Origin of the sequence: Morganella sp. GD04133 (genome assembly GCF_029835375.1) — a bacterium.
Taxonomy (GTDB): domain Bacteria; phylum Pseudomonadota; class Gammaproteobacteria; order Enterobacterales; family Enterobacteriaceae; genus Morganella; species Morganella morganii_B.
Genome location: NZ_JAODZS010000039.1, coordinates 1 through 25,708 on the forward strand (window position 1 = coordinate 1; position 25,708 = coordinate 25,708).

The window sequence follows — 25,708 nt, forward strand, 5'->3', positions numbered from 1 at the left end:
AATAACCTGAACAACTCAGTCAATAACCTGAGCTCGGCGCGCAGCCGTATTCAGGATGCAGATTTTGCAACAGAAGTTTCTAACATGAGCCGTGGCCAGATTCTGCAGCAGGCAGGTACCGCTGTACTGGCTCAGGCAAACGGCATTCCGAACAATGTGATGAGCCTTCTGCGTGGCTAATGATATAACCTTATAAATCAAGTGATTCCTCTGTTTTATTATTTGGCCGGAACCTCTGTTCCGGCTTTTTTTATGTCTGCGAAAATGAGGTATGCGACGATTTTCTAAAAATATTTGCCAAAAAAATTAAAGTGGCCTCTCAGGGTGCCGATAGTGTTATTGCTGGCGAAAATCAGAAAGCCAAACAGATAAACGCTGTTTATTATTTTCAATAACAAGGACATATATCATGGCACAGGTTATCAATACTAACGTTCTGTCTCTGGTTACTCAGAACAACTTAAACCGTTCACAGGGCGTACTGGGCTCTGCAATCGAGCGTCTGTCTTCAGGCTCACGTATCAACAGCGCAAAAGACGATGCAGCAGGCCAGGCTATCGCTAACCGCTTCACCGCTAACGTGAAAGGTCTGACTCAGGCTGCACGTAACGCGAATGACGGTATCTCTATCGCACAGACCGCTGAAGGTGCCGTTAACGAAATCAACGATAACTTACAGCGTATCCGTGAACTGACTGTTCAGGCTAAAAACAGCACTAACTCAGCAAGCGACACCAGCTCTATCCAGGCTGAAGTGACTGACCGTTTAGCTGAAATCCAGCGTATCTCTGACCAGACTCAGTTCAACGGCATCAAAGTGCTGGCAAGCGACAACGAAATGAGCTTCCAGGTTGGTGCAAACGATGGCGAAGTGATTGACCTGAAAATGGATCAGATCAACCAGAAAACACTGGGTGTTGAGAACTTTAAAGTTCCGGGTAAAGATACTGTTCTGAAAACCGGAACTAAAGTGGCTGATGGTGATGCTGCAAAAGCACTGCTGAATATTACTGATGCCAAAACAACGGTTACGATTGGTAATGATAAAGCAGCAACACCAAAAGAATTAGAAATTTATGAAACTGAAAGTGGTTCTTTAGTTGCTAAAGACAGTAACGGCAAATTCTACAGCGTTAAGCAAGATACCAAAACCGGTCAAGGTACAGGGAAGGATGAAACTCATATCACACTGAATATGGGGGAAGAAATCAGCGGCCGTGTTGATACTAAAGCGAACCTGGATAAAGCACCTGCAGACGAATCGCTGAAAACGCTGGACGATGCATTAACCAAAGTTGACACCTACCGTTCAAAACTGGGTGCATTCCAGAACCGTATGCAGTCTACCATTAACAACCTGAACAACTCTGTTAATAACCTGAGTGCAGCACGCAGCCGTATCCAGGATGCTGACTTCGCAACAGAAGTGTCTAACATGAGCCGTGGTCAGATCCTGCAGCAGGCGGGTACTGCTGTTCTGGCACAGGCAAACCAGGTTCCTCAGGGTGTTCTGAGCCTGTTACGTTAATTTACGTAGTTGCTTTAAGGTATTTAAAAGGTCAGAATATTCTGACCTTTTTTTATAAGTGTTACCCATAACAGAACAAATAATATGCTAACTATTTGTTTTTTTATTCTATCAATTAACGCCTATTTTTCTTTTTGTCATATAAAATAACCGGAATTTTGCAAATTTTATGATAAAAATGAAAGAGAGTATTGCTATTTGTTAATGAGGTGATTTAGGATAAGGCAAATAAGGCGTGATTTACCTCACTACTCACCGGATTGAAATCTTTTTCGGGCACGATAATAAAAGCCTTTCATGAATCTCGAAGGGTGTTTCAGGTTGTGAGTGATTTGTATACCGCCGAAGGTGTTATCAACAAAAATAGCCTGTGGGAGCGTTATTATCCCCTTATCCGGCACGAAGCCCTGAAGTTGCAGGTAAGATTACCGGCAAGCGTTGATATTGACGACTTAATTCAGGCCGGGGGTATCGGCTTGCTGCATGCGGTCGAGCGTTTTGACGCCATGCAGGGTGCCACCTTTGCAACCTATGCGGTACAACGGATCCGCGGGGCAATGCTGGATGAATTGCGGGGAAGAGATTGGGCTCCCCGCAGTGTGCGCCGTCAGGCGCGGGAAATAACCAAAGCCGTGCGTGCGCTCGAACAGTCTCTGGGGCGTGCAGCCACAGAGCAGGAAATCGCTGATTCGTTACAGATGGATATCGCGGAATACCGTCAGGTGTTAACCGATACGAACAGCAGCCAGCTGTTTTCTTACGATGAGTGGCACGAAATCCACGGTGAAAGCTGCGAACCCGTCCGCGATGATGATGATGACGGGGGCAACCCGCTCGGTTTGCTGGTAGACGAAAGTTTGCGTCACCAGGTGGTTGAGGCGATAAAACAACTGCCTGAACGTGAAAAACTGGTTCTGACTCTTTACTATCAGGAAGAGCTGAACCTCAAGGAGATAGGCGCAGTGCTGGAAGTGGGGGAATCCCGCGTCAGCCAGTTACACAGTCAGGCAATCAAAAGGCTGCGGGCGCGCTTAAAATCCATGAAGTAACTTTGACTTTATCTTTGATTTATTTTTATTAGACTACACAAGGCGCCAGAATATGTCTGTTTCAAAACAAAAGAAACGGCCCGTAAGCCGTTACATTAAAGATTTCAAACACAGCCAGACTCACTGCAGTCATTGTCACAAAACCCTCGATCGTATCTCCCTGGTATTCAACGGTCAGCTGATCAATAAAGAAGCGATTTCTGAAATGACAGATATGATCGATGACACCACCTGGATGGGATTACAGGACAAATTTGTGGCTCTCTGCCGTTTTTGCAGCGAGATCTACTGCAACAGTGCAACCGATTATTTCGATATTATGGCATTCAAACAGTATCTGTTTGAAGAAACGGAAATGAGCCACAGCACCGTGCGCGAATATGTTGTTCGTCTGCGCCGTCTCGATGAGCTGCTGTCCTCCAAAGCTTTCCCGGCCACCACGGAATTCTCCACTGAAATTATCCAGGCACAGCTGAGTGACGATTTATCTGACTCCGCCCTGAGCAACTACAACATCGCACTGCGCAAGTACGAACAGTATCTTGACTGGCAGGGTAAACACTGATTTATCCGTCAGACCATTTTTTATCAGTAAATGATAAAGCAAAGGGAACGTCCGTTCCCTTTTTCCGTTTTAAGACGCCGTGATTATCAGCCGATCGTCATCAGGCTGGCATTTCCGCCCGCAGCAGCAGTATTGACACTGACAGCACGCTCATGCAGCAACAGCATCAGCGGGATCTGTGTATCACCGTGACTGAGCCCGGCGACCGGTACAATCTCACCACCGCGTGCGGCCACATCCCGGTTTACAGCCTGTAAGCGGTCACTGTCACCGTGGAAAATCACACCGTTAAAGACCACACCGTCTGCTGACCACTCTTCTGTCAGGGTAATTTGCGCACGAACACTGTCCGGCAGCGCGTTATACAGCGAACGGGTATGTTCCGCGACAGGCCAGAGCTGACGGCAGCCCGCCGCCAGTGTGGCACCCAGTTGCAGCAGGGCATCCTGTTCCGAATCATTCAGACCGAGAATGGTTCCGCGCGGCAGCAGATAATAACTGTTGCGTTCCCCGGTCGGCCCCGGCAGCAGACGGCAGGTGCCGGTCTGTGATAATTCACCGTAACGGATAACCGCCGTCAGGACATCGTGGCGGCGTTGTGCCTCCAGCCAGGTGAGGAAGGTATCAAACGGTGCCAGTAACTGCGTGCGCACTGTCACATCCGGCGGGTTGAGATCATCCTGCTCTGCCAGAAGCGTAACCACCGAATCATCAGGCTGTTCTGCCAGCAGACGGTGGAGATAGAGCGGACCACCGGCTTTCGGCCCGGTGCCGGAAAGCCCCTCACCACCGAACGGCTGAACACCGACCACCGCGCCGACAATGTTGCGGTTGACATAAATATTACCGGCTTCAATCTGTTGCGTCAGCTGTGCAATGGTCTCATCGATACGGGTGTGGATACCGAATGTCAGTCCGTAACCGGCGGCATTAATTTTCTCCGCCAGCGCCGGCAGGGTGTCGCGCGGGTAACGAACCACATGCAGGACAGGGCCGAAAATTTCCCGTGTCAGTTCAGTGACATCATCCAGCTCAATCAGGGTCGGCGGGATAAAAGTGCCGTTAAGCATTGCCGGTGAGCCGGTCTCCATCCCGAACGCGGTCTGATACACCGGTCTGCCCTTGCCGCGCATTTGCTGAATATGCTGACGGATACCGTTGTGAGCCTCTTCATCAATCACCGGGCCGATATCGGTAGCCAGTATATCCGGATTGCCGAGGCGGCATTCTGCCATCGCGCCTTTCAGCATTTCAATGGTGCGATCAGCCACATCCTCCTGAATGCAAAGCAGGCGCAGCGCCGAACAGCGTTGTCCCGCACTGTCAAAGGCGGAACTGACCACATCGGTAACCACCTGTTCTGTCAGGGCGGAGGAATCTACCACCATGGCATTCAGGCCGCCGGTTTCGGCGATCAGCGGAATGACCCTGCCTTCCGTACTGAGACGGGCAGCCAGATTGCGCTGTAAAATTTTGGCAACGGCGGTGGATCCGGTAAACATCACACCCTGAACACGCGGGTCACACACCAGCTGATTACCGACGGTTTCACCGTCACCCGGCAGCAATTGCAGCACCTCGCGCGGGACACCGGCATCATGCAGCAGGGATACCGCAACGGCTGCTACCAGCGGGGTTTGTTCCGCCGGTTTCGCCAGTACCGGGTTTCCGGCGGCGAGGGCGGCAGCCACCTGACCGGTGAAAATCGCCAGCGGGAAGTTCCACGGGCTGATACAGACTACCGGCCCCAACGGACGGTGTGTATCACCGGCAAAGTGAGTTTTCACCTGAGAGGCGTAATAATTGAGAAAATCAACCGCTTCACGGACCTCGGCAATCGCGTTGGCAAAGGTCTTACCGGCTTCCCGCACCAGGATCCCGAGCAGCGGCTGCAACTGATCTTCCATCAGCTGTGCGGCACGGATAAGGATGTCCGCCCGCTCCTGTGCCGGTGTGGCAAACCAGATCTCCGCTGCACCGGAGGCGGTGGCAAGGGCATGATCCACTTCATCCTCAGTGGCCGGACGGACGTGACCGACAATATCATGATGATTGGCCGGGTTTCTGACCGGCTGACTCTCTGCCGGGACGGATGGCGTAAATGTGCCGCCGGTCATCGGCTCACTGAGCAGATTATCCCCGGCGTGACTGAGCAGGGCACTCGACAGTGAGGCCAGGCGGTGTTCGTTACTCAGATCCAGACCGGCGGCATTGACCCGCGTATTGCCGTACAAATTGCGCGGCAGCGGAATTTTCGGATGCGGCAGGCCGACAGCACCTTCTTTGACCGCCATTGCCTGAACCGCCGCAACCGGGTCTTCCACCAGCATCTCCAGCGGAATCGAGCCATCGGCAATCCGGTTTACGAATGAGGTATTTGCGCCGTTTTCCAGCAGGCGGCGCACCAGATAAGCCAGCAGGGTTTCATGGGTGCCGACCGGTGCATACACACGGCACGGACGGTTCAGTTTGCCGTCCGCCACTTTGCCGACCACCTGCTCGTACAATGGTTCTCCCATACCGTGCAGGCACTGGAATTCATACTGGCCGGGATAGTAGTTATTGCCCGCCAGCTGATAAATGGCGGATAAGGTGTGTGCGTTGTGGGTGGCGAACTGCGGATAAATAAGATTCGGTACTGACAGCAGTTTACGGGCACAGGCGAGATAAGATATATCCGTGTAAACCTTACGGGTATACACCGGATAGCCTTCCAGTCCGTCCACCTGGGCGCGCTTGACTTCGCTGTCCCAGTAAGCGCCTTTCACCAGACGGATCATCAGGCGGCGCTGGCTGCGTGATGCCAGATCAATCAGGTAATCCACCACCACCGGACAGCGTTTCTGATAGGCCTGGATAACAAAACCGATGCCGTTCCAACCCGCCAGCTGCGGATCAAAACAGAGTTTTTCCAGTAAATCGAGGGAGATTTCCAGGCGGTCAGCTTCTTCCGCATCAATATTGATACCGATATCGTACTGACGCGCCATCACAACAAGGTCGCGCAGGATCGGATACAGTTCAGACATCACACGGTCATACTGCGCGCGGCTGTAGCGCGGGTGCAGGGCAGAGAGTTTGATGGAGATACCCGGCCCTTCATAAATACCGCGTCCGGCGGAGGCTTTGCCGATGGCGTGGATCGCCTGCTGATAAGAAACCAGATACGCCTGTGCATCTGCAGCTGTCAGTGCGGCTTCCCCCAGCATATCGTAGGAATAACGGAAGCCTTTGGCTTCATTTTTGCGGGCATTTGCCAGCGCGCGGGCAATGGTTTCACCGGTAACAAATTGTTCGCCCATCAGACGCATGGCCATATCCACGCCTTTGCGCACCAGCGGTTCACCGCTTTTGCCCAGGATGCGGTTCAGTGAACGGCTCAGTCCCGCTTCATTATGTGTGGCAACCAGCTTACCGGTGAACAGCAGCCCCCAGGTGGCGGCATTGACAAACATGGATTTGCTCTGACCGAGGTGGGAATTCCAGTCACCGTGGCTGATTTTATCGCGGATCAGCACATCACGGGTGGCCTTATCCGGAATACGCAGCAGCGCTTCCGCCAAACACATCAGTGCGATCCCTTCCTGGGAGGAGAGGGAAAATTCCTGAAGCAGTCCCTGTACCAATCCGGCGCGTCCGCTGCTGTTTTTCTGATTACGCAGCTTTTCTGCCAGCCCGTAAGCCAGCTTATGGGTTGCCTGTGCAGCTTCCGGGGAGAGTTGCGCCTGCGGCAGCAGCATGGCTACAGCTTCCGGCTCCGGAATACGGTATGCGGATGTAATCGCTGCCCGGGTGACAGACTGCGGCAGAATATCACCGGCAAATTCCAGAAATGGCTGGCAGCTGACCGGCGGTTCAGCCGGGGCGGTGTCATCTTCCGGGGCGGAAGGCGTTCCGGTCACGGGCAGTGTGCCGTCCGGAAGCGAATCGAGTTGAGCCAGGTAATCAAAAATAGCCTGTTTGATCAACCAGTGTGGCGTGCGATCAATTTTTTGCGCTGCGGCTTTGATCCGCTCACGGGTTTCCTCATCCAGTCTGACGCCCATTGTGGTACTCACCATGTTCACTCCTCATAAACGGCTACAGGTCATGCATTGCACATTAATATCTATGAGGTTGCAACTTTGTGCAACATTGTTAATTAACAAGATGTATAAAGTGTGAATAATGTCGCTGTTTTATGTTGAATGGTTAAAATGATTAAGAAGTAATCGGTGTGGATTAAAATAAAATCATTATATAACAATAGTATATTATTAATTTTAAGGCGTATAATAAGTAAGTCAGATGATTAACTGCATCACTTTCTGATGACATATCCCGTGATAAAAATCACAAATCTTTATTTTAGTGTCGTTAATTAATTGTTGTTTTATTGTTGTTGTCGTTACTATCGGGCTGAACACAACTCATGACATATGTAACACATAACGATAATTGACGGGGCATTGTCTGTGCAGCCCGGGGATGGCTGAGGCGGTGTACAACACAGTGATACTGCTGTGACGCACATCCTGTACAGCGATTGGTACACGCAATGCTGGTATGTGACGGACTATAAATTCAGTACAGGAACTTAATTATGACAATGACGCTGACCACACCGCTGATTGTGACATTTATTGTCTATATCGCCGGGATGCTGTTCATCGGCTATATGGCTTACCGCTCCACCAATAACTTTGACGACTATATTCTCGGCGGCCGCCGGATGGGCAGTTTTGTGACGGCATTATCTGCCGGTGCATCCGACATGAGCGGCTGGCTGCTGATGGGATTACCGGGTGTGGTTTTCTTCTCCGGTATTTCCGAATCCTGGATTGCCATCGGTCTGTGTATCGGTGCCTGGCTTAACTGGCGGATTGTTGCCGGTCGCCTGCGCCTTCAGACGGAAGTCAACAATGCACTGACCCTGCCGGATTATTTCACGCAGCGTTTTGAGGATAAAAGCCGTATCCTGCGGATTGTCTCGGCCGCCGTGATCCTGATTTTCTTCACCATTTACTGTGCTTCCGGCATCGTGGCCGGTGGCCTGCTGTTTGAAAGCACCTTCGGTATCAGTTATGAAAAAGCCATGTGGCTCGGGGCAGGGGCAACTATCGCTTATACCTTCCTTGGCGGATTCCTCGCGGTCAGTTGGACAGATACCGTACAGGCGACACTGATGATTTTCGCGTTGATCCTGACACCGGTTATGGTGATTGTGTCTGTCGGCGGGTTTGATACCGCACTGGCGATTATCGAAGCAAAAAGCCCGGCGTATGTGGATATGTTCCGCGGGCTGGATATTGTCGCTATTATCTCTCTGCTGGGCTGGGGGCTGGGCTATTTCGGGCAGCCGCATATCCTGGCACGTTTTATGGCGGCGGATTCTCATCACACTATCCGCAGTGCGCGCCGTATCAGTATGACCTGGATGATCCTCTGCCTGGCAGGCACCATTTGTGTCGGTTTCTTCGGTATTGCCTTCTTCCAGCAGAACCCGGAACTGGCGGGATCGGTGACTGAGAACCGCGAGCGGATTTTCATGAGCCTGACATCCATCTTATTCAATCCGTGGATTGCCGGTATTCTGCTCTCAGCCATCCTGGCGGCGGTTATGAGTACCCTGAGCTGTCAGTTGCTGGTCAGTGCCAGTGCCCTGACGGAAGATATCTACAAGCCGTTTTTCCGTAAGAATGCCTCACAGAAAGAGATGGTGCTGGTCGGGCGTATTATGGTGCTGGTGATTGCGGCGATTGCTATCTATATCGCAATGGACAAAAACAACAAAGTGCTGGGGCTGGTCAGTAACGCATGGGCCGGGTTCGGTGCAGCATTCGGACCGGTTATCCTGTTCTCTGTTATCTGGAAGCGGATGACCCGTAATGGTGCGCTGGCCGGGATGTTTACCGGTGCGGTGACGGTTCTTATCTGGATAGAATATAAGTGGTTTAATTTATATGAAATTATTCCGGGCTTTATTCTGGCCGGTATTGCTATCGTGGTGGTCAGCCTAGCAGGCCGTGAGCCGGACAAATCCGTTCAGGGGCGTTTCGCTGAGGCGGAAGACCGTTACCTCGGACGGGCTGAGTAACCGGGTATAAAAACAAAAATCCCGGCAACGCCGGGATTTTTTTGTCCGTTATTGTTGTGCCTGTGTAAGGCGGCGCTTTCTGACATTCCGGTAACCGACTGCCAGCAGGATAAACCACAACGGTGTGGCAATCAGTGCCTGGCGGGTATCGGCTTCCAGTGTCAGCAGCACAATCACAAAGGCAAAAAAGGACAGGCACACCCACGGGATCCAACTGCCGAAAGGCACTTTATAGACCGATGCGGCATGCAGTTGCGGACGGCGGCGGCGGAACATAATGTAGCTGTACAGGATCATGCTCCAGATAAACATAAACAGGATAGCGGATACTGTTGTTACCAGGGTAAACACATGCATCACATCAGGAATAAAATAGAGCAGAATCACCCCGACAGACAAACAAATGCAGGTGAAAATCAGCCCGGTGGCCGGTACTGCCTGTTTTGACAGACGGCAGAATTGTTTTGGTGCGCTGCCTTGTTTGGCTAACCCGAACAGCATCCGGCTGGTGGAAAACACGCCGCTGTTTGCGGAGGACGCTGCGGCTGTCAGCACCACAAAGTTGACCAGGCTGGCTGCTGCCGGCACCCCGATCATAATAAACAGTTCCACGAACGGGCTTTTATCCGCCGGAATGGAGCGCCACGGTGTGACGGACATAATAATAATCAGCGCCAGCACATAAAACGCAATAATCCGGAACGGAATAGCATTAATGGCACGCGGCAGGGATTTTACCGGATCACGGGTTTCCGCTGCGGCAGTACCGACCAGTTCGATACCGACAAAGGCAAAAATGGCTATCTGGAACCCGGCAAAGAACCCGATTATCCCTTTCGGGAACATACCGCCGTCAGACCAGATATTGGATAATGCCGCCTCATGCCCTTCCGGTGAAACAAAATGTGTGCCGATAAGAATACCGCCGATGATAATCAGCGCGACAATCGCGACAATTTTTATCATGGAAAACCAAAATTCCATCTCACCGAATAATTTCACTGTCGCCAGGTTCAGGGACAGTAACAGCAGAATACAGAGCAGCGAACTGACCCAGCGCGGAAAATCCGGTGCCCAGTGCATGATATAGCCGGTAATCGCCACCACATCGGCAATACCGGTAATGACCCAGCAAAACCAGTACGTCCAGCCGACAAAAAAACCGGCCCACGGGCCAATCAGGTCACCGGCAAAATCACTGAACGATTTATAATTCAGGTTTGACAGCAGGATCTCGCCCATTGCCCGCATGACAAAGAATAAGACAAACCCGATGATCATATAGACAAATAATACCGAAGGGCCTGCCAGCGAAATTGTTTTACCGGATCCCATAAATAACCCGGTGCCGATTGCCCCGCTGATGGAAATCAGCTGAATATGCCGGTTGGTTAAACTGCGTTTGAGTTCGCCGCGCGGCGGCGTGGCAGGCGTTTTTTCGTCCATAAACAAATCCGTTAAGCTAAAAAATAACCATTATTTTTATTCATTCAAAAATGGTGCTGTAAGCGAATAGTGTGACACATTTCTCAGAATGAGTAACGATAAATTTTCCGTTAAATTCATGGGGTTGGTGTGTCATATAGCCTGTGTGCTATTGTTTCGCATTAGTTTTATTGTGGGTGAAAATAATATCACGCGGGTTTATGAAACAGCAGAAAAGGGCATTTTTTGCAGTAACATTAATAAGAAAACCCAAACCGGCGGTAATGGGTCAGAATAGTATATTTTGGGGAATGGCGGCTGATTACAGGGATATAAAACGATCCCCGCAGTATATATTATCTGCGGGGAATGACCCGGACAGGTATTATTCCGGTACCGGCAGGTTATTTTTTTGCAATGGCTTTGTCAGCGCGCGGCTCGACGGTAATGGAATGCTCAACCGTCAGTGCCCCTTCCTCAATATCCAGCGTAATATTCCAGTCTGCATCGAAAGGCACCACCATTCTGGCCGGAAGTTCATGGAAGAAACCACTGCCGCCATGTGTCCGGAACGGCATTCCTTTGCGGTACTGATTAAAATTCATTTTGGTCATCATTAAAACATTGCACGAACGACCACAATCCACCACTACCGTATCACCTGCTGTCAGGTGCATTCTTTTATGTAAAAACGGCATGATAACACTCCTGTTTTTATTTCCCGGGCAGAATGTCCGCCATCGGTTACGTATTATTACGCGGATATAACCTGCACCGGCTCCTGTTAAGGATAATAGGTACTGACCAGCATGCGCGGCTGTAATGCGATTAACTTTTTCTGTTCTTCCGATAATGTGTGTGTTTCCAGCCAGCGGGCTTTGTATTTCTCAAAATCAGGGGATTCACCCAGATACAGCGCCAGGAGATAATTAAAATCCCGGACATTGCTCTGCTCAAATACAGAAATGACATCCCGGTAACACATATTATGCGGTAATTTAATGCGTTCGGTTAACATGCACTCCATCAGTTTCAGTGACGGAACCCCGGTATTCTGATAAACGATTTTCAGTTGTGTGATCGCTTTTTCATAACGGTTATCCGCAATCAGTAAATCACTGTAGAGCTCGCGCAGTGCAATATCATCAGGGTACTGGCTGATCAGAGTACCAAACTGATCCAGCGCTTTCTCCTTGCCTTCATCCGTTTTGCTGCCGGAGTATTTAATCACATACGACATGGCCTGATCTTTCGGGGCACGTTCTGCATTTGTATACGCATAGGATGTAAACGAAAAAACCAGCATCCAGGCTAAAAATATCCAATTCTTCATGGCAATACGGTTCCCTGTGTATTTACCGTGTGGTGACTGTAACACAAGAGTCATAGTGATAATTTAGGATGTTTACGAAAAGCAGGTGTAGTATCAGCCGGTACGGTTAAACAAAAATACAATGGTTTCGCCGGTCAGACAGTGAGGAAAATAAGTTTTCACGGATGAGTGTCATTTACGGAATAATCCCATAAAGCACATGTGATTATTTCTGATTAATATTATGACTGCATCAGACTATGATAAAAATATAACGTCAGTGATAATATTAACCAACGATTAAACGGCACGCTGTTATAATCCGGTTATTCAGTCAGGACAACCCCTGAAGGAGGCATTATGTGGAATATACACCCGACACGCAGCCGCTATGCATTAGTGGCTCAGTATTTGTCGCCGCTGGATGCCCGGATTGAAGCCGGATTGCTGGAATCCGAAGGAATTGAGGTGATGCTGCTGGATGAAAATATTGTCTGGAATAACCAGATGTATGCACAGGCTGTCGGCGGCGTGAAGCTGTTGGTTAATCATGACGAGTTAACCAGAGCGCAGGAGGTTCTGGCGGATTATCATCATGGTGATTTCGGGATTGACGAGGACGGGGAACCGGTTGAGGCAGGTCCGGAACCGGCAGCGGAAAACAGCAAAGAAGATTATGTCAATATGGGCTTTGTATTCCTTATTTTTCTGACGCTCGGGCTGGCAATTCCGTTTAAGGCGCTGCACCATCACCTGAAAAAGAAAACAAAGTAAATGCCGGATGAGGGGGAATATCCGCCATCCGGCAGAAACATCAGTGATCGACAAACACAAACTTCAGCACAAACAACAGGGCAACAAGAATCACACACGGATTCAGTTCTCTCAGACGCCCGGTACCCAGTTTCATCACACAGTAAGAGATAAAACCAAGTGCAATACCGTCCGTGATGGAGAAACTGAACGGCATCATAATCGCGGTGATAAAGGCGGGAACCGCATCTGTCAGATCATCCCAGTTTACCCGTGCCAGGCTGGATGTCATCAGCACCCCGACATAAATCAGCGCACCGGCGACCGCATAGGCAGGTACCATCCCGGCCAGCGGGGAGAGAAAAATCACCAGCAGGAACAGCAGCCCGACCACCACGGCAGTCAGTCCTGTCCGGCCGCCGACAGAAACCCCTGAGGTACTTTCAATATACGCGGTGACCGACGATGTGCCGATAAACCCGCCGATCACCGAACTGACACTGTCCACATACAACGCTTTCTGCATATTCGGGAATTTACCGTCTTTATCTGCCAGTCCGGCTTTATCGGTTACCCCGATAAGAGTACCGGATGAGTCAAACAGGTTAACCAGCATAAATGAGAAGATAATCCCTGACAGCCCGATATTAAAGGCCCCGGCTACATCCACTTTGCCCAGCACACTGGTGACATCCGGCGGCAGGGAGAAAATACCGTTGTAGGTGACATCCCCCAGCAGCCAGCCAATCAGGGTGGTGACCACGATAGAGATCAGCACCGCTGCGTGAATACGGCGTGATGCCAGAATAGTGATAATAAAAAAGCCGAGTGCGCCGAGCCAGACGGAGTGGGAGGTCAGATCGCCCATGGAGACCAGCGTGGCCGGGTTCGCCACAACCAGACCGATATTTTTCAGCCCCATCATAGCGATAAACAGCCCGATGCCACTGGTGATCCCCACGCGCAGACTCAGCGGGATATTGGCTATCATCCAGTAACGGATGCGGAAAACCGTCAGCAGCAGCATGCCGAGTGCACCCCAGAAGATAGCCCCCATTCCGGTTTGCCAGGAGTACCCCATGGCGGAAACTACACCGAAAGCAAAAAAGGCGTTCAGCCCCATCGCCGGTGCCAGTGCAACCGGCAGATTTGCCAGACAACCCATCAGAATACAGCCGAACGCCGCGATCAGACAGGTGGTGACGAAGACAGCTTGTGTATCCATCCCGGCCGCGCCGAGGATTTGCGGGTTAACAAAAATGATATACACCATGGTAAGAAAGGTGGTTATACCGGCGATAACTTCGGTTCGTGCTGTGGTACCGTGTGCCTGTAAACGGAATAAACGTCCCAGTACACCTGTTTCCCGGATGGTTTCCGGTGTTTGACTATCCATTTTATGCTCCTGTCTCCCGGGGAAAAGATAACTGGTCTGATAAATGCATAATCAATGCCAGCATCGTGACGACATCCCGTGAGAAACCGTAATCACCCGGTTGTGTCGCAATAATTTGTAACCATTGCGGCGGGGATCACCTTTATTCCGGTACACCTCACAGGACAGAGAGAACACCGCGAATTCACATTATCAATGTGAGAGAAAAACAGGGGACAGTGATGAACAGTGAGAAAAATAAGCACACCTGCACGCGCAGCCGTGAAGAAATGACAACACTCCTAGCCGTGGCCCGCAGTGAGGCACCGGCGGATTATCGTATTGATAATGTCCGGATCCTGGATCTGATTAACGGCGGGGAATTTCCGGGCCCTGTAGTAATAAGCGGAAATGCCATTGCCGGTGTCGGTGCGGTATATAAGGATGCGCCGGCGCATCAGGTCATTGACGGTAAAAATGCAGTGGTTGTCCCCGGGTTTATTGACGCACACCTGCATATTGAATCCAGCATGATGACGCCGGTCACCTTTGAGAGTGCCACACTGCCGCTGGGGGTCACGACTATCGTGTGTGACCCGCATGAAATCGTGAACGTCATGGGAGAAGAAGGGATTGAATGGTTTCTGCGCTGCGCGGAACAGGCACAGCAGAACCAGTTTGTTCAGGTGAGTTCCTGTGTACCTGCATTACCGGGCAGTGATGTGAACGGCGCGGATTTCCCGCTGGCAGAGATGCTGAAATACAAGGATCATCCGCATGTGCCGGGACTGGCGGAGATGATGAATTTCCCGGCAGTGATTGCCGGTGAGGCGGAAACGCTGGATAAACTGGATGCATTCCGCGGTATGACACTGGATGGTCACTGTCCGATGGTCACCGGGAAAGACCTCAACGGCTATATTGCCGGGGGGATTGAAAACTGTCACGAATCGCACCGTTATGAGGAAGGGCTGGAAAAACTGGCGCTGGGAATGGCGCTGATGATCCGCGAAGGGTCGGCGGCACGGAATCTGGATGCGCTGGCTCCGCTTATCACGGCGATGAGCAGCCCGCAGTGTCTGTTATGCACCGATGACCGCAATCCGTGGGAAATCATTCACGAAGGACATATGAATGCGCTGGTGTATCGTCTGATCAATCAGCATCAGATTCCGGTGCATATTGCTTACCGTGTTGCCAGCTGGTCTGCCGCGCGGCATTACGGGCTGAAAAACCTCGGGCTGGTGGCACCGGGTAAACAGGCGGATCTGGTTCTGCTGCGGGATGAAAAAGCCGTCGATATTCAGGCGGTGATGTGCGGCGGGCGCTGGGTGGATAAAGCGGCGTTGTTGCGTGAACGGGAAGCTAAACAGGCCGCATCACGTCCGCCGGTGCAGAATACCGTGCGGCGTCAGGCAGTGACAGCGCAATCTCTGGCCTTTGTGGCGGAACCGGGGCGTGAGTACCGCGCCATCAGTGTCATTCCGAATGAGCTGATCACCGGTGAACTGCGGGTCAGCTGGGACGGTCGCCGCTATGACTGCGATAATATCTGCTCGCTTGCGGTGATTGAACGCTATGGCCGTCAGACATCACCGGCAACGGCATTGCTGCACAATTTCGGTCTGACGCGCGGGGCTCTGGCCTCAACGGTCAGCCACGACAGCCATAATATTGTTGTCGCCGGTATTGATCCGATGGATATGGCGCTGGCGGTGAATCAGCTGATTGCCGGTGGCGGAGGGATGTGTGTGGTTGCGGACGGGCGGGTGCTGAGCCATGCCGCACTGCCGATTGCCGGGCTGATGAGTGATAAAACAGCAGAGGAAATCGCCGCTGAAATTGAATCACTGAAAGCGGCCTGCCGCGACTGCGGGGTGATGCTGAATGAGCCGTTTATTCAGATGGCATTCCTGTCACTGCCGGTGATCCCGACGCTGAAACTTACCAGCCTCGGGTTATATGATGTGAATAAATTTGTTTTTACACACAGTGAGTTAACCGCATAAACAGACAAGGACAGAGACGTTTTGTCTCTGTCCTTACTGACTTTCACTGCGGCAACAATTACAGCACGCGGCTGAGAAACGCGGCGGTACGCGGGTTCTGCGGGTGATTAAAAATCTGCTCCGGTGTGCCGGATTCCTGAATGATCCCCTGGTCGATAAAAAAGACGCGGTCTGCCACTTCGCGGGCAAAGTTCATCTCATGGGTCACAATCACCATTGTCATGCCCTCATGGGCAAGGGCTTTCATCACATTGAGCACTTCACCGACCAGCTCCGGGTCAAGCGCGGAAGTCGGTTCATCGAACAGCAGCACCGTCGGATCCATCGCCAGGGCACGGGCAATAGCGACGCGCTGCTGCTGACCGCCGGACAAACTCTCCGGCCAGGCATCAATTTTGTCCGGCAGACCGACCTTTTCCAGCAACCGCTCCGCTTTAAGCAGGGCATCGGCTTTTTTCAGTCCGGACACCATCAGCGGCGCCATTGTAATGTTATCCAGCACCGTCATATGCGGAAACAGATTGAAGCGCTGGAATACCATACCGGTATGTTCGCGCATTTTGTTCAGATCTGTTTTCGGATCACACACATCGGTGCCGTTTACCACAATCTCACCGGAATCCGGGCGTTCCAGGGCATTCAGGCAGCGCAGAAAGGTGCTTTTTCCGGAGCCGGACGGCCCTATCACACAGACAACCTCCTGCGGACGGATATCACAGCTGATGCCGCGCAGTACATGGGTATTGCCGAATTTTTTCTGTAAATTATTAACGTGAATCACTTCTGCTCAACCTTCTTTCGGTGTATTGAACCAGCTGCGCCAGCAGGAATGTCAGCATCCAGTAAATAACGGAGATGACCAGGTACGGCTCCCAGTAAGTCGCATATGCGCCGGATACTGTCCGTGCAGCATAGGCAAGGTCGGCAAGGCCGATAGCGGAAGCCAGGGAGGAATCTTTGACAATAGCGATCGCATTGTTACCCAGCGGCGGCAGAATACGGCGGAAAGCCTGCGGCAGGATCACCTTGCGCATGGTTTTTCCCCAACTCATGCCCAGTGCGCGGGAGGCTTCTGTCTGACCGCGATCGACGGACTGGATCCCGGCGCGGAAAATCTCGGAAACATACGCCCCGGCATTGAGTGTGATAGCAACAATACAGGAGAGAAATGCGCCGTACTCAGATCGCAGCATTCTGGCGGTGTCGGAGCTGATAATACCGCCGGTGACCATCAGGCCGTCACGAGGGTTGATAAACAGCGGCACCAGTGCGAAGTGAACCACCATGATCTGCACAAACAGCGGCGTGCCACGGAATGCACTGACATAAAACCGTACCGGATACTGCACAAAGAACAGCAGCAGCCATTTTGCCGGGCCGCGTTCGGCACGGGCTGTCCGGCCGAGGCCGAGTGTCAGTCCCCAGAGGGTCCCTGAGATGACGCAGATAATGGTGCATTTGATTGTCATCAGCGCCCCGTCCATAAATAACGGGGCGTATTCTTCTATAATTTCCCAGCGGAAAGCTGACATAACATCCATCCTGAAAAAACAGATCAAACCCGCCGCAGGGCGGGTTTATAATCAGACAAATAATGAATTACTGTGCGGGCAGGGCAGGTACGTCGTTATCGAACCATTTCTGATAGATTTTGGCGTAAGTACCGTCGGCAATAATTTTTGCCAGACCACGGTTAATTTTTTCCTGTAATTCCGTATTACCTTTGGCGACCGCAATGCCGAAATACTGTTTTTCAAAATGATTGTCGTAAATCAGTTTAAATTTCTTATCCGGATGGGTTTTAATATAAAACTTCACCACACCGACATCACCGACCGCCGCATCCACGCCATCTTCATATAATTCCTGTAACAGCAGCGGAGTATTATCAAAGCGTTTGATGGCGGTGCTGGTTTTGCCGAGCACATCAGAGACCACAATATCCCCGGTGCTGGAGTTCACCACGCCGACATTATATTTGCTGAGTTCAGATAATGCGCTGATCGGTGAATTTTCATTCACCACAATCGCTTGTTCTGCCGGGAAATACGGAGCGGAGAAATCCACCATCTGTTTGCGTTTATCGGTGATGGTAATACCGGAAATTAAAATATCGCGATCCCCGGCGGACAGTGTGGCGAAAATACCTTCCCACGGCGTATTGATTAATTTGACGTCAAAATCTTCGGCGGCAGCAACCGCGTTGATAATATCGATATCAAACCCTTCGAGTTGTTTCTCACTGTTTTCAAATTCAAACGGACGATAGGTGCCGCCCGCACCGACCACATAGGTTTCTTTGGCCTGACTTACCCCGGTGAATGCTAATAATGATAAACAGCCTGCAAAGACTAATTTCTTAAACATGACAACCTCATTTTTATGCGTGATTTTCAATTAAAAATACATAAATATTCATTTAATGGCAATAACTATTTAAAAATAAGCAAGACAGCAGCAGATAATCAGCCTGCGGAACAAAGCAGGCTGCGTCTTATACGGGAAAGTGAGCAAAACAGAGCGGATATGGCGGAACATGCGGAGGAATGCGGTTCAGAATACACCGGCAGGTATTACCGGTGTGGTGCGGTGCGGGCAAACCGCATCATTCCCCAGTAGCTGTTATGTGTTTTTTCTGTCATCTGCCAGCCGGTTTGTTCCAGTGCAGGGCGCAGGGCGTGATTGATAATCCGGTGTGCCATGACCAGTACGGCACCGTGCTCCTGTGCATAGCCGGCCAGGATTTTCGCGGCGCATTGTGCCCGCCCGCGTACCTGTGCCACAGAGGGAACAGATTTTCCGCCACCCGCCAGCCACAGCAGGCGGAATGCCGTCACCCACCACATCGGCGGCAGTTTTACCGGCATCAGCAGTGCAGGTGAGAACAGCGGAAGGACCGCTTCATGCAGTTCGTCAACAATAGCGCAGGGGGTGATCCCGAGAATATCCAGGGATGCCGTGGTACGGAACAGCGGACTGGCTACCGGGAAATAACGGGACAATGCGTCTGCTGACAGCGGTAACGGCGGCGCTGCAGGCGGGATAATCCCGCCCGCATCATATTCCGCCAGCCAGGCGCGGAGGTCGCGCAGCGCCAGCGGTGTTTTTTTATCCGGCACCGGTTCACCGTGGCGGATCAGCAGAATTTCCTGGGTCATCAGGTATAAAAATATTTCAGCACATGGAAGAAGACCGGGGCGGCGAAGCAGAGGGAGTCGAGTCTGTCCATCATGCCGCCGTGCCCCTCAATCATGGCACCGAAATCTTTGATCCCGCTGTCCCGCTTGATAGCGGACATGCACAATCCGCCCGCGAAACCGGCCAGACAAATCATCACTGAGAGCAGGAATGCCGCCCACGGGCTAAATGGTGTGGCCCACCACAGCGCCATCCCGACACAACTGGCGCTGAGGATCCCGCCGATAAAGCCCTCAACGGTTTTATTCGGGCTCAGTTTCGGCACAATCGGGTGCTTACCGAACAGCTTACCGAATACGTATTGCAGCACATCGGAAATCTGAACCACGATCATCAGAAACAGCAGCAGATTGATATTATCCGTAAAGCCCGGGATCGGCAGAACCAGCAGTGCAGGGGCATAACTGAGGCAGTAAACTGCAATCATCACACTCCACTGGATTTTTGCCATGCGCTCCAGGAAGTGGCGGGTATCACCGGAGAGCACCATGCGGGTCGGGATAAACAGGAACGCATAGACGGGGATAAAGACCGCCAGCAGGTTATACCACTGAACACCGACCAGAACGTACTGCACCGGCAGGATGATAAAGAAACACCAGAACAGAGCACCGTGGTCGGCGCGGTGTGTCGGCGTCAGGGTGATAAGTTCACGCAGTGCCAGCAGGGACATAAAGGCAAACAGCACCACAGAGCCGATGGGCCCGATGCTGATAGCGACAGCGGCGATAATACACATCAGCCACCAGGCGCGGATACGGGCATTCAGGTTACTGATAACCGGGGTGTTTCCTTTAATCTGTTTCAGGATCAGGCCGATAACCGTTGCCACTGCCAGGAACCCGAACAGCCCGCTGAAGATCCAGAATAATTCATTATCTTTCATGATGTATTGCCTCTAACGCCAGGCGGGTCCGCACTAAAAAGTCCGCTTTGCTCTCTTCTTCTCCGGCCGGTTCAACCGGGGCGCCGAATGTGGCGGTGCAGATAATCGGCACAACCAGCCGCGAGCCTTTCGGCAGTACACGGTTGAGGTTTTCCAGGTAAACCGGTACCAGTACGGCATCCGGATTATTGCGTGATAAATGCCAGAGCCCGGCTTTGAAATCCTGAATTTTTTCACCGTCGCCGCGCGTGCCTTCCGGGAACAAAATCAGGGAATCCCCGGTATTGAGGACATTCTGCATCACATCCAGCGGATTCTCCGCCGGGGTGGTTTCCTGCTGTTCAACCTCCGTTGCCGGTTCGATTTTTTTACCGCGTGCAATCAGCACGGCACCGAAGATGCGTTTGGCAATATAGCGGCGGAACCGGGTTTTATCCCAGTAATCCTGCGCTGCGACCGGATGAACATGTTTGCGTGCCGTGTTGTTCAGGCAGGACCAGATCACCAGCCCGTCAAGGTGGCTGGAGTGGTTGGCATAATAAATACAGGGCTTACCTTCCGGCAGCGGGGCGTTCTGCTTTGCGCGGATCCCGGTCAGAAACCGGCATACCGACACCAGCAGCGCCGAGACAATTTTTTGATCCGGCGAAAACGTTTTACGGGTCATCCTTTATGTTCCTTACGTAAATCAGCCATCAGTATGCGGGTACGGCGCACGGTGGTCCAGAGTGCGCCGAGGGTAATCACCCACAGTATGATAAGAAACAGCCACTGAGCCTGATACAGCGGGAGAAAACAGGCGGCAACGGCACCGGCGGTCAGCAGCGCCATCCGGTGCTGTTTGGCCATCGGACCGGCAAATTTCTGCGGCTGATCACAACTGCCGCCGAGTACCCGGACATAGGCGGTCATTACTGCCATCAGCGCAGCGGCCCAGCCGAGCTGCGGGGCATAAGCGGTAAAACCGGCCAGCCCGTAACCGGCACCGATGAAGATCAGGCTGTCCGAAACGCGGTCCGGCAAATCATTAAATACGGCCCCGGCAGGGCTGCGCAGGCCGCCTTCGACCGCCACCATACCATCGAGCAGATTACAGATAAGCCGTCCCTGTATCATCAGTGCGGCCAGCAAAAACAGGATGATACGCAGAGCCGTTATTTCACAGTTCAGGGCACCGTAAAAGGCGGCAGCGGCAAATAATGCACAGACTGAACTGACGACAGAGATCCCGTTGGGGGTTGCACCGCGCCGTTGCAGCAGGCGGGCGGCAGAGGTCGCCCAGCGGGTCTGCCGGGCTTTGATCGGACGCCGGTCCCTGATTTCTTCTGATTCCATATCCTTTCCGTCATGTGAAAATTAATCTGTTGATAATATAAGGTTTCGTAACGTATTAATAATAGTGATGCAGCAAAATTGCCAGATATTTCTTTACAACACGACGAAGAGAATAACGGTATATCTTAGCTGAAAAGCGACTAAGGAAAGCCGCCGCCCTTATGGCAGGATAACGGTGTAATCAGGCAGACTATTATTGAGGTGACTATGTCAGAACAATCCCGCCGTTCTTTGCGGAGAGAAACCCGGCTGACGCAAAGCGGCCGTAACCCGGCAGCGCAGCACGGATTTGTGAATACCCCTGTATACCGCGGCTCCACGGTTGTGTTTCCGTCGTATGATGCACTGATCAACCGCCGGGCGGAATTCCATTACGGCACGGACGGTACACCGACGATTGCGGCACTGGAAAATGCCTGGAGTGAACTGACCGGCGCGGCGGGTACGGTATTATCCCCGTCCGGGCTGGGCGCGGTGACACTGGCGCTGCTGACCACCCTGAAAAGCGGCGATCATCTGCTGATGACAGATTCCGTTTATCACCCGACCCGGCAGTTATGCGGCGGCCTGCTGGCAAAGATGGGCATTACCACCACCTATTATGATCCGCTGATCGGCGCGGGGATTGAATCGCTTATCCGCCCGGAAACAACCGTGATTTTCCTTGAATCCCCCGGCTCCCAGACATTTGAGGTGCAGGATGTTCCGGCGATTACGGCGGTGGCAAAACGTCATCATATTACGACCATTATTGATAATACCTGGGCGACCCCGCTCTTTTTCCGCGCTCATGAGCACGGCTGTGATATCTCCCTTGAAGCCGGAACTAAATATCCCGGCGGCCATTCCGATGTGCTGATGGGACTGATTTCTGCCAATGAACAGTGGTGGCCAGAACTGCGCAGCACTTATGACCAGATGGCGATGCTGCCCGGGGCTGAGGACTGTTTCCTTGTGCTGCGCGGGCTGCGCACGCTGCATATCCGCCTGAAAGAAGCACAGCACCGGGCACTGAAAGTCGCAGAGTGGTTACAATCCCGTCCGGAAGTCAGCAAAGTGCTGCATCCGGCATTTCCGGAATGCCCGGGGCATGCGATCTGGAAGCGGGATTTCACCGGTTCTTCCGGCCTGTTCTCGGTGGTTCTGAATGCGAAATACACCACAGACGATCTCGCGGCGATGCTTGACGGGCTGGATATTTTCGCAATGGGTTATTCCTGGGGCGGGTTTGAGAGCCTGATAGTGCCGTTTGACTGCAGCCGTTACCGGACGGTCACTGACTGGCAGCCGGGCGGACTGACACTGCGCCTGCAAATCGGCCTGGAAGATACGGAGGATTTGATTGCGGATTTAACCGCCGGATTTGAACGGCTGAATGCGGCGCACTGACAAAAAAATAAGCCCGGAAATCCGGGCTTGCTTTCAGAACAAGGGTATTAAATGTTCGGCAGATAACCGGCGCTTTTGATGAACTCGATGGAGATCACCAGCAGGCCGAACAGGAAGATAAAGATCAGCACACCATTTCCGCCGGCAACACGGTAAGCACCGGCTTTCGGGTTCTGCCGTACTTTCCAGGCTAATAATGATGGCAGGATCAGCGCCAGGAAAGAGAGCGCCATTGCGGCATATGCCAGCGCGCCGGTAAAGCTTTTGTAGTACAGCGCGCAAATCAGAGGCAGGGCAAAGGTCAGAATCCCGGTTTGTGTTCGGCCGAATGCGGAGTTTTTACGTCTGAACAGGTCGGCCAGATAATCAAATAATCCCAGTGCCACCCCCAGGAACGAGGTAGCCAGTGCCAGATCCATAAACAGGCTGACCGCGATATCCACATATTTATTGGCAACGGTTTCACTGAGTGCCGTCAGTAAGCCGTCAAGGCCGGATTTCTGCGCCAGAATACCAAAGAAGGTATCGGATGGGATCGCGCCGAGAGTGGCAACCTGCCACAGCAGATACGCCACCAGCGGAATGGCACTGCCGGTAAGGAAAATAAAGCGCAGCTTTTTGCTGTCGCCGTTCATGTAATTCACCAGGCTCGGCACACTGCCGTGGAAACCAAAAGAGGTAAACACCAGCGGGATAGCGGAAAGCACCAGTCCGTTCTGAATCGGCATGCTGACAAGGTTGGTCATATTCACATGCGGCATCATGACGGCGAGCATGATGATCAGGAAGATAATTTTGCCGGTGAACAGAATGCGGTTGATAAAATCAACCGAGTGCGTTCCGACACACACCACGAGGCCGCCGACGAGGGTGAAGATAATGGTCGCGGTGCCCGGTGTAACAGATATTTGCCACCAGTTTTGCAGGCTGGCAGAGATCATTTCTCCCGCACCGCCGATATAGGCAGTGGTCAGGGCATACATCAGCAATAACATGCTGAAGCCAGTCAGGAGCTGACCCGGTAATCCGAGGTATTGACGGGCAACACTGCCTAAACCGGTGTCCGGTGAACTGTACTGATACACTTCAACCATCAGTAAGGCGGTGTAGCTCATGATAGCCCACAGGCCGATCAGAATAACCGCAATGACCGGAAAACCGATCCCCGCAGCCGCCAGGGGCATTGCCAGCATACCGGCACCGATCGTTGTTCCCGCAACAATCAGAACACTGCCGAGTGTACGATTTTTCACCAAAACCTCATGATATTTCAATCAATAATATGTGGGCAAAGCGTAATGAAAAACAGGAAGGGTGTCAAATTTAAATTACGTATATCGTAAAGATATCGTTACATCTCTGATATAAAAAAACCGGATTGCATATCCGGTCACAAAACGGCTTACAACTCGATGTCGATGTCACTCAGCGGGTAGCAACTGCAGGGAAGAATTTCACCGTCATTAATAAACGCCACCGGTCGCTGCCGGTAACCGACTTTGCCGCGTTTCAGGCGGACACGGCAGGCACCGCAGTAACCTTCACGGCACTGGTATTCTACCGGGACGGATTGTTCGAGTGTATTGAGCAGGTTGTTGTGTTCTTCGCTGACATAATGCAGCTGAATACCCTGCATGTTGCCATGCAGGGTGATTTTATAGCGGGGCATCAGAGTTCGAAGTTACTCAGTTCGTCAGTGTTGACTTCAGAGTCAATCTGACCGACCAGATAGGAGCTGACTTCCACTTCCTGTGGTGCCACCTGGACGTTATCCGATACCAGCCAGGCGTTGATCCACGGAATCGGGTTCGAGCGGACTTTGAACGGCAGCGGCAGACCCACCGCCTGCATGCGGATATTGGTGATATATTCCACATACTGACACAGGATATCTTTGTTCAGACCGATCATAGAGCCGTTGCAGAACAGGTAATCTGCCCACTCTTTTTCCTGCTCCGCCGCACGGACAAACAGGTCATAGCAATCCTGTTCGCACTCTTTGGCGATTTCCGCCATTTCCGGATCATCCTGGTCGCTGCGCAGCAGGTTGAGCATATGCTGGGTGCCGGTCAGGTGCAGTGCTTCATCACGGGCGATCAGTTTGATGATTTTCGCATTACCCTCCATCAGTTCGCGCTCGGCAAAAGCGAAAGAGCAGGCGAAACTGACATAGAAACGGATCGCTTCCAGTGCGTTAACGCTCATCAGGCACAGATACAGCTGGCGTTTCAGGGCGCGCAGGGTAACAGTAACGGTTTTACCGTTTGCGGTATGCGTCCCTTCACCAAACATATGATATTCATTGGTCATCCGGATCAGGTCATCATAATAGCCGGAAATATCTTCCGCGCGTTTGATGATCTCTTCGTTTGCCACGATATCATCGAACACCACCGACGGATCATTCACGATATTACGGATAATATGCGTGTAAGAGCGGGAGTGAATGGTTTCCGAGAAAGACCAGGTTTCGACCCAGGTTTCCAGCTCCGGAATGGAGATCAGCGGCAGCAGCGCCACGTTCGGGCTGCGGCCCTGGATGGAATCCAGCAGGGTCTGGTATTTCAGGTTACTGATGAAAATGTGCTTTTCGTGATCCGGCAGGGCATTGTAGTCAATGCGGTCGCGGGATACGTCCACTTCTTCCGGACGCCAGAAGAAGGAGAGCTGTTTTTCAATCAGTGATTCAAAAATCGGGTACTTCTGCTGATCATAACGGGCAACGTTTACCGGCTGCCCGAAGAACATCGGTTCTTTCAGCTGATCATTATGTACCTGCGAAAATGTTGTATAAGACATTATTTATTC

The 25,708-nt window shown here is 51.9% G+C and carries 23 protein-coding genes; 8 read left to right on the top strand and 15 right to left on the bottom strand.

Going from position 1 to position 25,708, the window contains the following annotated elements; genetic code table 11:
• The 4 genes from N7387_RS17360 to fliZ form a co-directional block, all read left to right on the top strand.
• Positions 1-180, top strand: a 180-nt coding sequence (locus N7387_RS17360) for a flagellin (RefSeq protein ID WP_279800453.1), incomplete at its 5' end; no start/stop codon positions are given.
• Positions 181-409: 229 nt separating this feature from the next.
• A complete protein-coding gene (locus tag N7387_RS17365) occupies positions 410-1,528 on the top strand; it encodes a FliC/FljB family flagellin (protein WP_279800454.1) in 1,119 nt (372 codons plus the stop codon).
• A gap of 323 nt (positions 1,529-1,851) precedes the next feature.
• Complete coding sequence (locus tag N7387_RS17370; protein WP_025152217.1) at positions 1,852-2,577, top strand: RNA polymerase sigma factor FliA; 726 nt, start codon at positions 1,852-1,854, stop codon at positions 2,575-2,577.
• A gap of 52 nt (positions 2,578-2,629) precedes the next feature.
• Positions 2,630-3,142 (top strand): flagella biosynthesis regulatory protein FliZ, encoded by a 513-nt coding sequence (gene fliZ / locus N7387_RS17375; protein WP_025152218.1) that lies wholly within the window; start codon positions 2,630-2,632, stop codon positions 3,140-3,142.
• 86 nt (positions 3,143-3,228) lie between these two features.
• Here the strand turns inward: fliZ and putA are convergent, their stop codons facing one another.
• Positions 3,229-7,203 (bottom strand): trifunctional transcriptional regulator/proline dehydrogenase/L-glutamate gamma-semialdehyde dehydrogenase, encoded by a 3,975-nt coding sequence (putA, locus tag N7387_RS17380; RefSeq protein WP_279800455.1) that lies wholly within the window; start codon positions 7,201-7,203, stop codon positions 3,229-3,231.
• Between the two features lie 527 nt (positions 7,204-7,730).
• On the opposite strand from putA, the gene putP reads away from it, so the two are divergent.
• Positions 7,731-9,218 (top strand): sodium/proline symporter PutP, encoded by a 1,488-nt coding sequence (putP, locus tag N7387_RS17385; protein WP_262883005.1) that lies wholly within the window; start codon positions 7,731-7,733, stop codon positions 9,216-9,218.
• 48 nt (positions 9,219-9,266) lie between these two features.
• Here the strand turns inward: putP and cycA are convergent, their stop codons facing one another.
• From cycA to N7387_RS17400, 3 genes are all read right to left on the bottom strand, one after another.
• Entirely contained in the window at positions 9,267-10,664 is a 1,398-nt protein-coding gene (gene cycA / locus N7387_RS17390) for a D-serine/D-alanine/glycine transporter (protein ID WP_262858721.1), read from the bottom strand.
• 383 nt (positions 10,665-11,047) lie between these two features.
• Positions 11,048-11,341 carry a DUF1883 domain-containing protein gene (locus N7387_RS17395; protein WP_025152223.1) on the bottom strand — a complete coding sequence of 98 codons (294 nt, stop codon included), beginning with the start codon at positions 11,339-11,341 and terminating at the stop codon, positions 11,048-11,050.
• A gap of 86 nt (positions 11,342-11,427) precedes the next feature.
• On the bottom strand, positions 11,428-11,976 hold the full coding sequence (locus tag N7387_RS17400) for a hypothetical protein (protein ID WP_279800458.1): 549 nt from the start codon (positions 11,974-11,976) through the stop codon (positions 11,428-11,430).
• Between the two features lie 339 nt (positions 11,977-12,315).
• Here N7387_RS17400 and N7387_RS17405 point away from each other — a divergent pair, with 339 nt between their 5' ends.
• Positions 12,316-12,729: a DUF2007 domain-containing protein gene (locus N7387_RS17405; protein ID WP_279800460.1), complete on the top strand. Its 414-nt coding sequence runs from the start codon at positions 12,316-12,318 to the stop codon at positions 12,727-12,729.
• 40 nt (positions 12,730-12,769) lie between these two features.
• Here N7387_RS17405 and N7387_RS17410 read toward each other — a convergent pair whose 3' ends face one another.
• Positions 12,770-14,104, bottom strand: coding sequence for an NCS2 family permease (locus tag N7387_RS17410; protein ID WP_279800461.1), 1,335 nt, complete (start codon positions 14,102-14,104; stop codon positions 12,770-12,772).
• Between the two features lie 221 nt (positions 14,105-14,325).
• On the opposite strand from N7387_RS17410, the gene adeD reads away from it, so the two are divergent.
• Positions 14,326-16,092 carry an adenine deaminase gene (gene adeD, locus N7387_RS17415; protein ID WP_279800462.1) on the top strand — a complete coding sequence of 589 codons (1,767 nt, stop codon included), beginning with the start codon at positions 14,326-14,328 and terminating at the stop codon, positions 16,090-16,092.
• Positions 16,093-16,150: 58 nt separating this feature from the next.
• On the opposite strand, the gene N7387_RS17420 is transcribed toward adeD, so the two are convergent.
• The 7 genes from N7387_RS17420 to N7387_RS17450 all read right to left on the bottom strand — a co-directional run bounded on the left by N7387_RS17420 (position 16,151) and on the right by N7387_RS17450 (position 21,511).
• Positions 16,151-16,873, bottom strand: a complete 723-nt coding sequence (locus N7387_RS17420) for an amino acid ABC transporter ATP-binding protein (RefSeq protein ID WP_004240079.1) — start codon at positions 16,871-16,873, stop codon at positions 16,151-16,153.
• Positions 16,860-17,624 (bottom strand): amino acid ABC transporter permease, encoded by a 765-nt coding sequence (locus N7387_RS17425; RefSeq protein WP_262858715.1) that lies wholly within the window; start codon positions 17,622-17,624, stop codon positions 16,860-16,862. The genes N7387_RS17420 and N7387_RS17425 overlap by 14 nt, the downstream gene beginning before the upstream one ends.
• 67 nt (positions 17,625-17,691) lie before the next feature.
• Entirely contained in the window at positions 17,692-18,459 is a 768-nt protein-coding gene (locus N7387_RS17430; RefSeq protein WP_262858714.1) for a basic amino acid ABC transporter substrate-binding protein, read from the bottom strand.
• 206 nt (positions 18,460-18,665) lie between these two features.
• Positions 18,666-19,250 carry a hypothetical protein gene (locus tag N7387_RS17435; RefSeq protein WP_279800463.1) on the bottom strand — a complete coding sequence of 195 codons (585 nt, stop codon included), beginning with the start codon at positions 19,248-19,250 and terminating at the stop codon, positions 18,666-18,668.
• Positions 19,250-20,176, bottom strand: coding sequence for a phosphatidate cytidylyltransferase (locus tag N7387_RS17440; protein ID WP_279800464.1), 927 nt, complete (start codon positions 20,174-20,176; stop codon positions 19,250-19,252). Before N7387_RS17440 ends, N7387_RS17435 begins: the two co-directional genes overlap by 1 nt.
• Positions 20,166-20,843 carry a lysophospholipid acyltransferase family protein gene (locus tag N7387_RS17445; RefSeq protein WP_279800466.1) on the bottom strand — a complete coding sequence of 226 codons (678 nt, stop codon included), beginning with the start codon at positions 20,841-20,843 and terminating at the stop codon, positions 20,166-20,168. Before N7387_RS17445 ends, N7387_RS17440 begins: the two co-directional genes overlap by 11 nt.
• The gene (locus N7387_RS17450; protein ID WP_279800467.1) at positions 20,840-21,511 is read right to left on the bottom strand and encodes a CDP-alcohol phosphatidyltransferase family protein; all 672 of its coding nucleotides are present in this window, start codon (positions 21,509-21,511) and stop codon (positions 20,840-20,842) included. Before N7387_RS17450 ends, N7387_RS17445 begins: the two co-directional genes overlap by 4 nt.
• A gap of 207 nt (positions 21,512-21,718) precedes the next feature.
• On the opposite strand from N7387_RS17450, the gene metC reads away from it, so the two are divergent.
• Positions 21,719-22,900, top strand: a complete 1,182-nt coding sequence (gene metC, locus N7387_RS17455; RefSeq protein ID WP_279800468.1) for a cystathionine beta-lyase — start codon at positions 21,719-21,721, stop codon at positions 22,898-22,900.
• Between the two features lie 47 nt (positions 22,901-22,947).
• Here metC and tyrP read toward each other — a convergent pair whose 3' ends face one another.
• From tyrP to nrdB, 3 genes are all read right to left on the bottom strand, one after another.
• Positions 22,948-24,153: a tyrosine transporter TyrP gene (tyrP, locus tag N7387_RS17460; protein ID WP_004240086.1), complete on the bottom strand. Its 1,206-nt coding sequence runs from the start codon at positions 24,151-24,153 to the stop codon at positions 22,948-22,950.
• 149 nt (positions 24,154-24,302) lie between these two features.
• On the bottom strand, positions 24,303-24,569 hold the full coding sequence (yfaE, locus tag N7387_RS17465; RefSeq protein ID WP_004236769.1) for a class I ribonucleotide reductase maintenance protein YfaE: 267 nt from the start codon (positions 24,567-24,569) through the stop codon (positions 24,303-24,305).
• Complete coding sequence (gene nrdB / locus N7387_RS17470; RefSeq protein ID WP_279800469.1) at positions 24,569-25,699, bottom strand: class Ia ribonucleoside-diphosphate reductase subunit beta; 1,131 nt, start codon at positions 25,697-25,699, stop codon at positions 24,569-24,571. The genes yfaE and nrdB overlap by 1 nt, the downstream gene beginning before the upstream one ends.
• Between the last annotated feature and the right edge of the window lie 9 nt (positions 25,700-25,708).